The 15,106-nt window shown below is 49.1% G+C and carries 8 protein-coding genes; 4 read left to right on the forward strand and 4 right to left on the reverse strand.

Annotation, left to right across the window (positions count from 1 at the left end):
• Positions 1 to 20 precede the first annotated feature (20 nt).
• Complete coding sequence (locus D3H65_RS09610; protein WP_162915526.1) at positions 21 to 3,662, forward strand: T9SS type B sorting domain-containing protein; 3,642 nt, start codon at positions 21 to 23, stop codon at positions 3,660 to 3,662.
• Position 3,663: 1 nt separating this feature from the next.
• Here the strand turns inward: D3H65_RS09610 and purU are convergent, their stop codons facing one another.
• From purU to cmoA, 3 genes are all read right to left on the reverse strand, one after another.
• Entirely contained in the window at positions 3,664 to 4,491 is an 828-nt protein-coding gene (purU, locus tag D3H65_RS09615) for a formyltetrahydrofolate deformylase (RefSeq protein ID WP_119050102.1), read from the reverse strand.
• 97 nt (positions 4,492 to 4,588) lie between these two features.
• The gene (locus D3H65_RS09620; protein WP_119050103.1) at positions 4,589 to 5,311 is read right to left on the reverse strand and encodes a methyltransferase family protein; all 723 of its coding nucleotides are present in this window, start codon (positions 5,309 to 5,311) and stop codon (positions 4,589 to 4,591) included.
• Complete coding sequence (gene cmoA, locus D3H65_RS09625; RefSeq protein ID WP_119050104.1) at positions 5,311 to 6,039, reverse strand: carboxy-S-adenosyl-L-methionine synthase CmoA; 729 nt, start codon at positions 6,037 to 6,039, stop codon at positions 5,311 to 5,313. The genes D3H65_RS09620 and cmoA overlap by 1 nt, the downstream gene beginning before the upstream one ends.
• A 572-nt stretch (positions 6,040 to 6,611) precedes the next feature.
• Here cmoA and D3H65_RS09630 point away from each other — a divergent pair.
• The 3 genes from D3H65_RS09630 to D3H65_RS09640 are packed head-to-tail and all read left to right on the forward strand — an operon-like array spanning position 6,612 to position 14,141.
• Complete coding sequence (locus D3H65_RS09630) at positions 6,612 to 13,091, forward strand: RHS repeat-associated core domain-containing protein (RefSeq protein WP_119050105.1); 6,480 nt, start codon at positions 6,612 to 6,614, stop codon at positions 13,089 to 13,091.
• 11 nt (positions 13,092 to 13,102) lie between these two features.
• Positions 13,103 to 13,660, forward strand: a complete 558-nt coding sequence (locus D3H65_RS09635; protein ID WP_119050106.1) for a hypothetical protein — start codon at positions 13,103 to 13,105, stop codon at positions 13,658 to 13,660.
• Positions 13,661 to 13,682: 22 nt separating this feature from the next.
• Positions 13,683 to 14,141 (forward strand): T9SS type A sorting domain-containing protein, encoded by a 459-nt coding sequence (locus tag D3H65_RS09640; RefSeq protein ID WP_119050107.1) that lies wholly within the window; start codon positions 13,683 to 13,685, stop codon positions 14,139 to 14,141.
• Positions 14,142 to 14,196: 55 nt separating this feature from the next.
• Here the strand turns inward: D3H65_RS09640 and D3H65_RS09645 are convergent, their stop codons facing one another.
• Positions 14,197 to 14,949: a DNA alkylation repair protein gene (locus tag D3H65_RS09645; protein WP_119054457.1), complete on the reverse strand. Its 753-nt coding sequence runs from the start codon at positions 14,947 to 14,949 to the stop codon at positions 14,197 to 14,199.
• Positions 14,950 to 15,106: the final 157 nt, after the last annotated feature.

Here is a 15,106-nt window from a genome sequence, read left to right on the forward strand (position 1 = left end):
CTCCCCCACTGCTGACCGGTATGAAACATACGACCCTATTATTCCTTTTAGTCTGCTGTTATTTCCTCGTATCGGGACAAAAAGAAACTTCTCAATGGTTTTTGTACAATGGCAACCGCCTTCAATTCAATGCAGGCGGTCCGGTGAATGTGGCAGGCTCCACCATGCTCAGTGGCAGTGCGGGCCGTACTTCGCTTTGTGATGCGCAGGGCAATCTGTTGTTTGTGTGTGATGGGATGACGGTAAGGGACAGGAACCTGGCCATCATGCCGGCATTTGCCAACAACGTCAATCTGCAGGTGGGTGGAGAAACGGTATTGGCCATTCAGTTTCCCGGCCAGGCTTCAAAATATTATCTTTTTTATTCAGAGAACGGGGGCAATGCGGTATGCAAACTCAGGTATTCTGTGATCGATATGACGCTCAACGGCGGCAAGGGCGATGTGACGGCCAAAAATGTGGAGGTAGCCAATGATGTATCGTCGGGCTTTACGCTGGTAGAGCAACCGGGATCGGATAATTTCTGGATCGTGACGAACGAATACCGCACTACCAATTTCCGCAGTTACCTGGTTACTGCTGCGGGTATCAGCAGCACACCGGTGATCAGTGTGGCGGGTACGAATCCGATCACCGCAGAATATAATATTACCGACCTGCGTACTTCACCGGATGGAAAGATGATCGCCGGGTATTTTTTTACCTATTATCCCAACCAGCTCTTTGTAAGTTCGGTGGCTTTTATTGAAGTATTCAATTTTGATGGTAATACGGGCCTGCTCACCAATAAAGTAAAATCGACGAAGCTGAACTGGGTATACAGCGGGCAGGGCAATGTGGAGTTCTCACCGGATGGCAGGCTGCTTTATTTACTGGAAAAGCATATTGTAGGCGGTCTGCAGCCCTGTGGTTTTGGCTCATCGAGCCTGCGGCAATTCAATCTTTGTTATACAGATTCTGTCACCTTTACTACCAATGCCGTGAACGTGGGGAGTACGTTCTCCTTTTGTACATTGGTCTCTCTGGGCCGCATGCAGCTGGGGCCCGATAAAAAGATATATATGCCTTACGGGGGGTCTACGGCACTTTCGGTAGTAGATTCTCCCAATATCATTGGCAGTACGGGCCGTATGGCTTTTGATGCATTCCAGATGCCGCAGGGAGCAGGTTATGCATCACCGGCCTTCTTCCATCAATACCTGGCCAGGGCTGTACGCAACAATATTACGTATACGGGTGATTGCCATCCCAACCCCATTAGTTTTAAAGTCACCAATGATACGATCCATGGGATCACCTGGAACTTTGGCGACCCGGGCAGCGGGGGTAATAATAGTTCGACGCAGCTGGCGCCTCAACATGTGTTTTCTGCACCCGGTATTTATACGGTGACTGCACAACTTTATAATACGCTCAATCAACTGATAGAAACAGTGAATGTACCGGTAGAGGTGAAAGACCCGCTACGCCGCTTGCTGGCAGATTATCCAACGGATACCAGTTTTTGCAGCGGCAATGAACTGAAGATAAAACTGAGGGTGATCAATGGCATATTCAGGTGGTCGAAAAAAGACCCGGGTTATCCGGTGTATTCATTGAGCATCAGCGATAGTATGTCGATCGTGGGCAGCGGCCGGTATTATGTAGAGCTGTTGCAGAATGATTGCAATGGCTGTAAACGTATAGACTCCATCGATGTGGAAGTGTTGCCAACGCCCTATGTGGACTTTGGAACTGACCGGACGCTGTGTACCGGCGACTCCACTTTACTGTATATGCAAAATTCAGGGGCTACTTATGTGTGGAATACGGGAGAAACGACGCCTACCCTCTGGATAAAGCAGCCCGGCACTTATTGGGGAAAGGCAGAGTTCAATAATAATGGCTGTCCCAAAAGCGATACGATCGTGATCACGGGTATTCCGGGTGTTGCATTCTCCCTGCCTGCAGATACTACGCTTTGTAATGATGCGCAACTGGTATTGAAACCGGGGGTGAGCGGAGCCACGTATCAATGGCAGAATGGCTCAACAGCAGACCAGTTTGTGGTGCAACAGCCCGGCAAATACTGGGTACGGGTAACGGCATCCAACGGCTGCTTTAAGCCCGATACGATAGCGGTAGCCTATGTAACTGCCCAGAACGTTCAACTGGGCGCAGATACTATTTTGTGCAGGGGGGAAACGCTCTTGCTGCAAGCCAATATTGCCGGCGGGCAATACCTGTGGAGCACGGGAGGGGTGGCAGACAATATTTCGGTAACTACTTCGGGGAATTATTGGGTGGCGGTTACAACGGGACTATGTACGGTAAAAGATACCATTGGGGTCACTTTCAACAATAAACCGGTATTCGACCTGGGCAATGACAGCAGTTTGTGCGACGGCACCACGCTGGTACTAAGACCCGGGATCACCAACGCCACTTATCAATGGCAGGACAATAGTGTGGCTGATAGTTTCCTGGTGAAACAGCCGGGACTCTATAAAGTAACGGTAAAGCAAGCGGGATGTGCGGTAGATGATGAAGTACGGTTCACTTATAAACCATTGCCCGTGCTCTACCTGGGCAATGATACAAGCATCTGTCTGAATGCTCAACTGACAGTGGATGCCACGCACGCTTCGATCGGTTCTTACCTGTGGCAGGACGGCCTGACGACTGCTACGCGTACGATCAATAGGGCCGGCGATTACAGCCTGCAGGCAACCGGCACCAATGGTTGTATTAACCGGGATACGCTCAGGGTGAGCATGGTACCGCTTCCCGCCTTTAGTCTTCCCCGGGATACGGCCTTGTGTGAAGGGCAAACGCTGCAGTTGACAGGCACCGTGCCCGGAGCAGCCAACTATTTATGGAATAATGGCAGCACGCAACCACAACAATTGATCAATGCACCCGGCACTTATTGGATAGCGGTGACGCAACAAGGGTGCAGCAAAACAGACACGATAGCAGTAACGTATAAACCATTGCCCATTGTAAACCTGGGCAAGGACACGATGCTTTGCCCCGGAGCTACGCTTGTGCTGGATGGTTATTACCCGGGCGCTACTTACCAGTGGCAGGACCAGTCCACGCAAGCAAGCCTACTGGTATCCAGGCCGGGTCAATACGTGGTCAATACGATGTTGAATGGCTGTAGCTCGGGAGATGCGATCAATATTACGTATGGAGCGGTGCCGGTCATTACGCTGGATACGGATCCTGTGATCTGTGCCGGACAGGTGCTGGTCCTCGATCCCAAAGTGGAACAAGCACAAACCTTGTGGCCGGATGGCAGCCATACACCTACGTTTGTAGTAAAGGCGCCGGGCACTTATGCGGTCAGCGCCACCAATGTATGCGGTACAGCTACGCGTGTGGTGAATGTACACAAGGGTTATTGCAGGCTGGCGATGCCTACTGCCTTTACGCCTAACAAGGATCATCAAAACGATGTGTTCCGGGTAAGCAATCCCTTTTTTATCAAAGAATTTTACATGGCTGTTTACAACCGGTGGGGGCAAAAAGTGTTTGAAACAAACAATGCTACTGTTGGCTGGGATGGCCGGTTCAATGGTGTGGACCAGCCTACTGGTACGTATATCTGGGTGATCCGGCTGACGGATAATGATGGGGTGAAAGCATCAGAAAAAGGGAGTGTGCAGCTACTGCGCTAAGTTATTCAAATACCACGGTCTTATTGTTGTATACAAATACGCGGTCGTCGAAGACAAGGCGTAGTGCTTTGGCCAGTACGGCGGTCTCTATTTCCTTACCGGCACGCATCATGTCGGAGGCCGTGAGGGAATGACTTACAGGAATGATCTGCTGGGCAATGATGGGTCCTTCATCCAGGTCGTTGGTGACGAAATGGGCGGTGGCGCCAATGAGCTTTACGCCACGTTCAAAAGCCTGGCGATAGGGATTGGCGCCGGCAAAGGCAGGCAGGAAGGAATGGTGGATATTGATGATCCTGCCGGGAAAGGCAGCTACGAAAGCAGGTGACAGGATACGCATGAATTTGGCGAGCACAATATAATCAGGTGCATATTGTTGTATGAGGGTACTGATCTGCTGTTCGAATGCTTCTTTGGCAATAGCTTCATGAGATATATGGTGAAAAGGAATATCGAACCGGTGACAAACATCCTCCAAAGTATTGTAATTGCCTATGACAGCCTGGATAGATGCCTGCAGTGTTTTAAAATAGTGGCGCACGAGCATATCGGCCAGGCAATGGTATTCTTTGGTGACCATGACCACTACTTTCTTTTCGGGCAAAGGATTGACAATAATGACTGCATCGGACGGAAGTACCTGGCGGAGCTGTTCTTCAATACGCAAGGGATCTGCCGGCTGCTCTACCTCTACACGCAGGAAAAAACGGTTCTCCGCTTTGTCCACGTGCTCGCGCAGGGACACAATGTTCAACTGCTGCCGGGCCAGCACACCTGAAATAGCGGCTACCAATCCAACTTTATCATTACACTGAATAAGGATGATCATACTTACCCTAAGGTACTTAAGAAGTTGGTAAGTTGGAAGGTTGATAAGGTGAAAAGTGACGGATCGGAAAGAGTAAGCGGGGTCGCTGGCATCGGCTTTATTCTTTGAGTTTGCCTGATTTTTTCAGGTAACGGACAAAAAGGTACCACAGGAGCAACAGGGGTAATATAACGGCCAGGAGTGTATTTCTCAACCGGTCGTTGTTGTGTGTAAGCTGGGGATACTTAATAAGAAGGATAAGTACGATACCGGAAAGCCAGATGTATTGGGTATTGTATTCTTTCAGCAGCCATCTTTTCCATTTAAACTGCATGGAAGAAAAAGTAGTGCCCAGGCCTTTCAGGGAAGGTATCCACCGGTTGACCCGGCTGCAATAGGTATCGAATGACTGGCCGAACTTTCCACGCAGGAAATTTTCTTCGGCCAGTACGATGGCATGGTAAATAAGCATAAATACGGGCATCACCACTACCACATACAAGAGGGAATTGGAAAGAATGCCCACCCCCAGCAACATCAGGATATTGCCTACATACAAGGGATTACGGCAATGGTGAAAGATGCCGGTGGTAACGAGGTCCTCTGCATATACTTTCCCATCCTTGCCACCGCGAATAATGTAGGCGAGGCCAATTGTAGCGCCGCGAATAAGCTGCCCGGTAACGGTGACCAGGAGACCAATAGCCAGGGGCCACCAATAATAAGTAGCGCCAAAGTATTGCTCACTGAATAAAGCGGGAGAAGGGAGGAACAATAGTAAATAGAGAAAGATAAACAGGAGGTTCCTGTATTTGAAGAAGAAGTTGCCAATATTGATCATTAAAACTTTTTTGCGATGATGCCTGCGAAATTGTACCATTTAAAGAAGACCTCGCAATGATCGAATCCTACCTTTTGCAAGAGGGTGATGTTCTCGCTTAATTTGTAAGGGATCAATACATTTTCCAGGGCCTCTCTTTTCTGTGCGATCTCCATGTCGCTGTAGTGGTGCCTGCGCTTCATGTCGTAATAATATTTGATGAAGTCGCGGTTGAAGCCGCTGTCTTCCGCAAGTATCTTCTCTATGATGATAACAACGCCGCCGGGCACCAGGCCATCGACCACCTCTTTTAATAATCGTTCCCGGTTGATAGGACGAACAAACTGGAGGGTGAGGCAAAGTACGACTACCGAGGCGTCCTGAATAAGGAGCTGGCGGTTGAGGTCTTCTACCTGCAGATCGTATGGACGGGCAATCGAAAGTGATTCCAGTTTTTGGCGACATTTATGCAGCATGTCTACGGAATCGTCCACGCCTACAAAAGCTATATCAGCGGGCACGGTGTGGTCCATGTGGATGAGGGTGGTACCGGTGGAACAACCCAGGTCATAGATCTTTGTATGGTGCTGGCAATGATCAGCAGCGAGTTCGGCTACCATTCGCTGCATTTCTTCGTAAAAGGGAACCGACCTGTTGACCATATCATCAAATACACCAGCCACCTTGCTGCTGAATGTAAAATCAATAGGTTTAAGGTATGCTTCCTTAAAAACCTCGTCTTTGTGCATAGCGTATCAGTTCATTGTTAGGTAAAGATTATCATGCAATTCCTGTACCCACCCCCGGCGGAGCCCCATTGCTGTATAAGTTTTGGCAGAATGACTGCTTTCCCGGGATTTCTTTGGTATTGAGCAGTCTCAGGCGTTAGACGATGAAATTAAAAGAAGCTGTCTGGCAGGCGGGTTAAAATATATTAATCCGGCCAGGAAATCGACACATGGGCGAAATGTGCAGACGAGGGATTTAGGATTTAGGATTTAGGATTGCTCACTGTTGGCCAGGGATTGGAGCGGCGGGTGGCGGGCGGTGGGCGGCGGGCGACCGGTGTGGGTATGTGAGTTCCGGGGTTTTGAAGTATGCCGGGAACTGAATGCGGGTTATCCGTTATTTTTTCTGCGTAAATAGTTGTGCGGTAGTGTTATGGGCAGCTTTCTTACTTCCGGCTTCGGTTCCCGGTATAGGTTGCCATTTTCGTTTGTGGTATGTGGGTATACCGGTGCGTTAATAATTTTTTTACATAGGTTTTGATCTTTGAATTAAGGTTATTCATAAATTAGTAATCTAAACCTTAACCACTCCTATGCACCCTACCAACTGCCTGAGAAGCTGTAAGCTTTTACTCATTCTCCTCTTTAGTATTATCTCCCACACTATTATTAATGCCCAATCGGTTGGCGTACTGGAAGGTTCTCCCGGCGTATCGCTGGACGGATCGTCGAGTTATACCGTACCGCTCAAGCTGCCCAGTGGCGTGGCGGGCCTGCAGCCCGATCTATCGCTGGTGTACAACTCGCGCAGCAGCGACGGTCTTGCCGGCTGGGGCTGGAACCTTAGCGGGCTGAGCAATATCACCCGGGGAAGTACTACGGCTTATCACAACGGGATCGTAAGGCCCCTGAAAATGAACGCCGATGACAACTTTTACCTCGACGGCCAGTTGCTGATGCCCATCAGCGGCACCAATGGCGGTGATGGTACGGAATACAAGCTGGAATCGGAAAACTATTCAAAGATCCAGTCTTATGGTGGTTATAACGGTGACCCGGTATGGTGGAAGGTGACGAATAAGGATGGATCGGTGGTTGAATATGGCAACTCCTCCACAGAGGAAGACAAGCTCAAAGCCGGGGCCACGATGGTGTGGTTTGTCAGGACGATGAAAGATGTGAATGACAACCCGATCACCTACAATTATTATAACTACAACAATGAGGCGGTGATCGCCAGCATCCAATATGCCAATGCCACGATTGAATTTGAATATACGTACAAGGAAAACAGCAATGTTACTTTTGTAAACGGAACGGCCTTTGCCAATACCAAGCTGCTGAACAATGTGGTGGTGAAGGTGGATAATGTGCGGCAGATCAGCTACAGGCTCACCCACTCACCAAAGATCAAACGGCACTACCTGCAAACGATCGAGCTGGTGGGTACAGACAATAGCAGTACCTGGGCCACTAACTTCAACTATGGTTACCCGGACTATGAAGAAACGGTTTCGCTGCTATCCGGCTATTACCAAAACTCCTATCCGAATGTTACTTTATCGCCGGGTGATTATGATGGGGATGGCAAGACGGACCTCGTAGTGGCGGAAAGGCGCGGCAATGTAAATGGCGATGGTACGGGTATCGAAAGCACTACTTCCGGCGGCTACCACGTGATCACCAATGTAGGTGACCGTCCCTTTGGTTTCCTTGATCCATCGCATTATGAAATGACGCAAACGTATACGCCGATCACCTATATGAAGGCGGACGAATTTACCAACCCCTACTCCTACTATGCTACGGACTACCGGGGTGAAGGGAAGGATGGCTTGTTAAGACCCAGCAAGATCTGGCATCAGTACCAGGATTCACGGGGGGATTGGCACGATGATCAAATGAACTATACCGATGCGATCTACCTGGAGGATTTTAATAAAAACGGATCGAGCCTGTCGGTGAACTCCAATAATATATCTACTCCATTTTCATATAGTACCTGGTCTACCTATAATTTTTACCTGAAAGAGTCGAACTCTTTTATTCAGGGGGATTTTGATGGAGACTCCAAGGTGGATGTCATTTCCATTCTTGGCAGCAAATACCAATCGGGCGAGATCATCGAACGGAAGTTCAACATTTTTAGCGGCTGGTATATTTACCGGAGAACGCCGGTTTGGGATTATAATTACAAAGGTTTTTTGACGAATACTTCCAATGGTTATTATCATAGTGAGATCATTGGCATCGACAATGCCTTTAAGGATGCACAGGCCATTTTCCCGGTGGATTTTGATGGTGATGGCAAGCAGGAACTGTTGGTATTTAAAAAGTACAATTACCTGATCTATGCGATCAACCAGCTGCCTGCTTCCACAGGCTATTCTTTCCAGGCGGTACAGATCTATTCGGGGTATAATATTTCCTATGCCAGTTATAAGCGTGTGCTGGCCGGCGACTTCAACGGCGACCGTAAAACGGATATTATCGGCATCGGCACTTCGCAATATGCTGCCATCTGGTACAGTACAGGTACCAGCTACGCGCAGGGAAGTTTCCAACTGGACAGAACGCCTGATTTCAGTACGGTATGGTTTGACTTTTTCACCACCGGCGACTTTAATGGGGATGGCATAACGGATCTGTTCCACTATTACAGTACCAATAATATGCAGAAGCAGAGTGTCCATTATTTCAAGGGGATGAATTACACGCCTTCTACCACCAGTACGGGCTATGCTTATTATTGCGCCAATGAGTGGATACCCTATGACAATTATACGATCATTCAAACGTATTATCAATCGTGCCAGGACCCCTATGACGGGTGGTGGTACGATGCCTATTTGATCGAGTATACTTATACCTCACCCGAATATGTAACGCCTTTGTATACGAAGGGGGCGGGCTATAATTACGGCATGGTGGCCAATATGGTGTATGGTACGCCTCCTGAAACGGGGGATTTCAATGGGGATGGCAAAACGGAGATCATTCAATCTACGGGGTATGGCAATTATGTGCTGCTGGATGCCTTTGGGGGTGATAAGAATTCAAGCCTGCTGCAGTCTGTGACAGATGGCCTGGGCAATACAACGACGTTCAATTACAAAACGCTGGCGGAAAAAACCACCACCAATGTATACTCCAATACGGGCAATGTGTCGCTGTATTTCCCGCTCAACGTGATGCCGCTGGCGATGAAAGTGGTGACGCAGATGACGCAACCGAATGGTGTGGGCGGCACAGACAATAGTGTTTTCCGTTACCAGGATGCGATCATGGACCGTCATAAAGGATTCCTTGGCTTCCGGCGGAATACAACGGTAAGAAATGGAGAGGTGCAGGAACGCAACGAAAGTGAGATCAATACCACGTACAGGGCGCTGATCCCTCAAAAGCACACCACCCTATATAAGGATGACGCGGGTACGTATGAAGACCTGTTGAGTTCGGTGACAACGAATACGACGATCGTTCCTTTGTCTATCAGCACTACGCGGTATTACTGGTTCAACCGGTACAAACTGCAAACGGCCAGCACCATCGAGGCCAATGAATTGGCGGGCTCGGCCATCAAAAAAGAAATTACTTATGATGCTTATGATAATGTAACACAGGAAATCGTGAAGAAGGGATATTTGTCGGGAGGCGATGTGGTACCGGTGGAGACGGTTACCACGAATGCGACCTATGTGCAAACGGGTAAGGCATTGGTGCCGATGTTCCCTACCAAGGCGGAGACGATCAGCAGCCGGAATGGCAATACGAATACCCGGGTGACCACCTCTACGTACACCCCTGATAAAGGATCGCTGGCCTCTCAAACAAACTGGGCCGAAACACCTTTGGCGAGCACAGTAAGTTTTACGTACAATAGCAATGGAAACCTGACACAAACTGTGACAGCCACCGGCAGTAAGCCGCCTGTGACGACTACCTCCACGTATGATGTGAACCAGCGCTACCTGGTGACGAGCACGGTAACCTGTGATAATGTGACGCGCACAAGCTCGCTTACGCGGCATCCTATGTGGGGAGAGATACTGACAAAGACGGATGGCGATGGCAGCACGGGCTCACTGACGACCACCTATGAATACGATGCGCTGGGCAAGCTCAAAAAGACGATCACCCCACTGGGGCATGAGATACTGGAATCGGATGTATGGGATGTAAGCGGCCAGCAGTCTTATTATCATTTTACGGATCACCAGGACTACCGGGGAGCCGACCAAAAGATATGGTACGACCGGTTGGGCAGGGTGATCAGGACGCAAACGCTGGGCTGGAACAACCAGTGGATCACGCAAACGAAAACCTATGATAGCAGAGGACGTGAAAGCACCAGTTCTTCTCCCTATTATTCGGGAGATCAGGTATTGATCAATACGAATAATTACGATCGCCTGTTCCGCCTGTCAACGATCGTCACGCCTTCCGGAACCAATACGCTGACCTACTCTTACCCGGGTAGCGGGCAAATAGTGGTAACGGAAGTAAATGGTGCGGGCCAGACATCTACCAAGAAAACGGATGCAGCGGGCCGGGTGATCGAGACGACCGACCATGGCGGCTCTGTAACACATACCTACGATGCATTGGGCAATGTACTGACCACTGCCCTGAATGGTGCAACGGTCGTTACGAATACCTACGATGGATATGGCAGGAAGACACAATCGGTGGATGTGAATGCCGGGACGGTGAGTTATGCTTACGATGAAAGTGACAACATCATCAGCGTAACAGATGCCAATAACAAGGTGTCGACGATGACCTATGATGGATTAAACCGGTTGCTGAGCCGCAACACGGTGGAAGGATCAACAAACTATGAATATTATAATACGGCCAATAATAAGGCGCTTAAAAAGGTCTACAACAGCAATCATTCGCGTGAGCTGGTGTATGACAGTTACCGGAGAACTGTATTGCAAACGGATATCGTGGCGGGCGAAGGCACTTTTAACACCTCCTTTGAATTTGATGCCAACAACAATCCTTCGGCTACAGTATATCCAAATGGAACGCGGGTAGAAAGTCAATACAATAATGCGGGCTTGCTGAGCAAGGTGCTGAGTGGCGGGGCTGTACTGTATGAGGCGCTGGCTTACGATGGCCAGGGACATAGCACGCAATACAAGCTGGTGAATGGGCAAACGAGTACGGATACTTATAACAATGGCCTGCCCACGCGCTTTTATACGCCGGGTATACAGGACCTGAACTTTAATTTTGAGCAAAGCAGCGGCAACCTGCTGAGCCGCACAGATGCGATCAAAGGCCTTACGGAGACGTTTACGTATGACAACCTGAACAGACTGCTGTCGGCTTCGGTCAACAACGTGCTGCAGTTTGGGATTACGTATGATGGCAGCCCTTCTCAAAGTAAGGGTAATATAGCCGTCAAGTCGGACGTGGGCACTTATACCTACCTCGACCGGAAGCCGAATGCGGTAGGTTATATCAGTCCGCTGATCAATACAGCGATGGCGGCTGAGGCCACGAGTGTAAGTTATACCAGCTTCCAAAGGCCGCTGCAGATCAACAAGGGAGCCAACAGGCTGGACCTGGTATATGGTACGGATGATGAACGGATCAGGACCGTCAGGTACCTGAATGGCGGGGTGGCAGAGACGAAGGTTTTCCTGGGCGATTTTGAAAGGCAAAATGTCAATGGGGGCACCAACGATATCGTATATGTAGCGGGTGGTAATGGCTTTTGCGCGCTGATCGTAAATGGTGTGCCTTATGCCACTTATTCAGATTATTTAGGCAATATCTTAACGATCAGCAATAGCAGCGGGGCTGTGGTGGCGCAACAGAATTTTGACGCCTGGGGCCGCCGCCGGAATGTGAATGACTGGACGTATGTAAATGTGGGTGAAAACCTGTTGCCGGTATGGTTGTACCGCGGCTTTACGGGGCATGAGCACCTGGTAGAATTTGCATTGATCAATATGAATGCGCGGTTGTATGATCCGTATAACGGCAGGATGTTGTCGCCAGATAATGCTACCAATGAGTTGTGGGGTACACAGGGATATAACAAATACAGCTATGCCAATAACAACCCGCTGAAATACATTGACCCTACGGGTGATGATCCGATCATTGTAGCGCTGATCATTGGTTTTGTAATGGGTGCCTATACCGGTGGCGTTGCGGCCAATGCGGGGCAAATGAATCCATTCAAATGGGATTTCCAGAATGGCAAGACCTGGGGTTATATGATCGGTGGTGGTATTATTGGTGGCTTATCGGGCGCCATGGGAGCCTCCATTACCTCGAGTATCAATGCAGCGGGAGGCATTATGGCGAATACCGTAGGCGCGATGGCCAGTTCCTTTATGTTCTCGACGGGTATGTCGGCACTAACGGGCGGCATGATGAGTCCGAGTATCAGTTTTGGTATTGCATCGTATGATTTTGGTACGAACAGCTGGGGATATTTGGGCAAGAAAGGTAATAAATGGTATACGACACTCTCCTATACGTTTGGCGCTTTGGCCAATCTGCAGGACCTGGTAACGGGATTCTGGGGTAAGAACTATGAGTATCAATACGAGACATCGAAAGGTGGCAAGGTTGGTCATGGAAACATAAGGGAAGTTGTACCTGGGGCAGCGAAAAATCCTGTAAAAATATCGGTAGCGAATGCCAATGGCTTATTGGATGGCGGAGAAAGCAAACTGGGCGCTGCCATCAAATGGTTGTGGAGGGCGGCTTTTTCGAAGAAAGCCGGTGGTGGGCAATTCTGGACCGAAGCTGGACCAGACGGTGTACCTGAAGCTGGTTGGGTACGAATACCTTTGCGACTTAACTCTAAAATAATCGGCTGGATGAACAAGAATATTGCTGCCGGGAAGGACCTGTGGGGCATTGGCAAACTGAGGTTTGGCATTGGGTTTGGATGTGTAACGTATGCTGCGCGGGCCCTGTGGACCTCCGGTATACCTACGATCCCGATCATCAACTGGTTTGGACCGCGCATTCTGTGGATACAGCTGGCGATCAGGCATGCGGGTATTATCGCTTCGCCGATAACGAACAGCTTACCGAAGTAAAAGCCGACACTATGCATAAACTCACGCTTCTTCTGACCTTGCTGGGATCCTTGAGTGGATGTTCAGCGCAATCTGCCCCCGGAAAAGGGGGAGCCAGGATGCCGGAGGGTTACTTTTATGGCACGGACAAATGGTTCAGTAAGGTGTTTGTAAAAGTAACCGGAGACAAGGCCATTGCCGATTTTGTCCATGTGGAGAAGTTTCCCAGGAGCCTGTACTCAGATACGCTGGTGTACAATGCAGGTACTAATACCTGGACCGGGAAAACAGCGACGGTGGTGGAAAAGAACGGCAACTACAAGATCTCTATGCGTAAGGGTAGCTCCTCCATTACGATCAAGGCCAATGAAATGTATTATAAAGAAGAAGCGAACCGTATGAAGAATGCAGGATATGCCCGGGGATATTATGAGCAATATGTAATGAGTAGCACCAATAGGGAGGCTGCGCAGGCAAAGTACAAGGAACTGGAAAAACAATATAATATCCCGGAGCTGGCCACTACCTTACAACATGTGGATTTCGTAAAGGAATATGACAAGTTCAAAACAGCATTATTAAAAAGATGACCTAAACCAATAAAACCTTACTATGCAAAAGATCATTTTTATCATAGCGTTGCTGCTGACCGCCGGTTATATAAACGCGCAGCAGATACCACCTGGCAGTTGCGGGCTGCTATACAAATACGATGCAGCGGGCAACCGGATATCATCGGAGTATTTTTGTAATGCAACAGGCTCCCCTATCGATATGCGGACAGCGGTGAATCCGGCGAAGGACCAGGCAGCCCCTACGGATGAAGCAAGTTTTGTGAAAGTAGATGTATTGTTTCCCAATCCTACTACGGGCCGCTTTACGGTGCGTTTTGCGAAGCCACTTAATAATACACCCATCCTGATCACGGATGCTACCGGCCGCACCATCCGCCAATTAACGGGCAATGGGTATTCGCTGGAGTTTGATATATCGGGACAGGCCGCGGGCACGTATTATATCGTGATCCGAAATGGGAAGGATAACCTGGTGCAGAAGGTGATCAAGCAGTAAATTAACTTCCTTACATAATACTTCAGGGCTGTTTCTTCGGAAACGGCCCTTTTTATTATTTTTCCATGTATTGTTTTTTCAGTTTGCTGTCGAGGTGTTCGATGGCATAGCGCAACATGGTGCGGGGCATGGTAGCGGCATGTTTATCGAGGAAGGCCAGGAGCATTTGTTTGTCCTGTTTGCCCGCTTCGCGTATCCACCCTCCTGCTGCTTTGTGGATGAGATCATGCTTATCACGCACCAATGTTTCGGCCATCTTAAAGGTATCACCCAGTTCACCCTGCCTGATGAAATACGAGGTACTTACGATGGCCGTCCTGCGTTCCCATACATTCTTTGATTTGGCCAGCTTTTGAAGGATGGTGCGGGGTTTATCAAAAATATAGGCACCCACTACATACTGGGCGCTTCTATCGACCAGGTCCCAGTTGTTGATCCTGTCGTGCCGCCGGATGTAGAGGTCGAACAGTTCTTTCTTCCTGGTTTCGGGGGTCTTTTTGTCGCGGGCCTGGAAATCCATGATGCTGACGGCGCCGGCCCGGGCTTCGTGGATATTGCTTTCGAGTAATTTTTCAATTTCTTTTACCGGCATCTGGATATAGGCTTTGGCCAGGGCAAACACCTCCCCCATGCGCACGCCAATGAACAGATCGCCTTCGCCATATTGCCCTTCGCCGGATTTGAAGTAGCGTTGGATCTTTTTCAGTTCGGCTTCAGACACCAATAATTCCAAGGCTTCCAGGAAACTTTTGGCCGTGAGGACTTCTGTTTTGCCCGTCTTTTTTGCCGGTATTTTTTTCGTAGCCATAATCCTTAATCCTTCTTTGGTGATGCGATGCAAGGCTTGTTTGCTGCATTTAAGGTATTCATTTTTTGAGAGGCGGGCAAATCAGCGGGCCTGGATAAACAGACAGCAGCTTTCTACAATTCATACGGCTTTTTCCACCGTTCATACGACCGGCATC

Source organism: Paraflavitalea soli (assembly GCF_003555545.1).
GTDB lineage: Bacteria > Bacteroidota > Bacteroidia > Chitinophagales > Chitinophagaceae > Paraflavitalea > Paraflavitalea soli.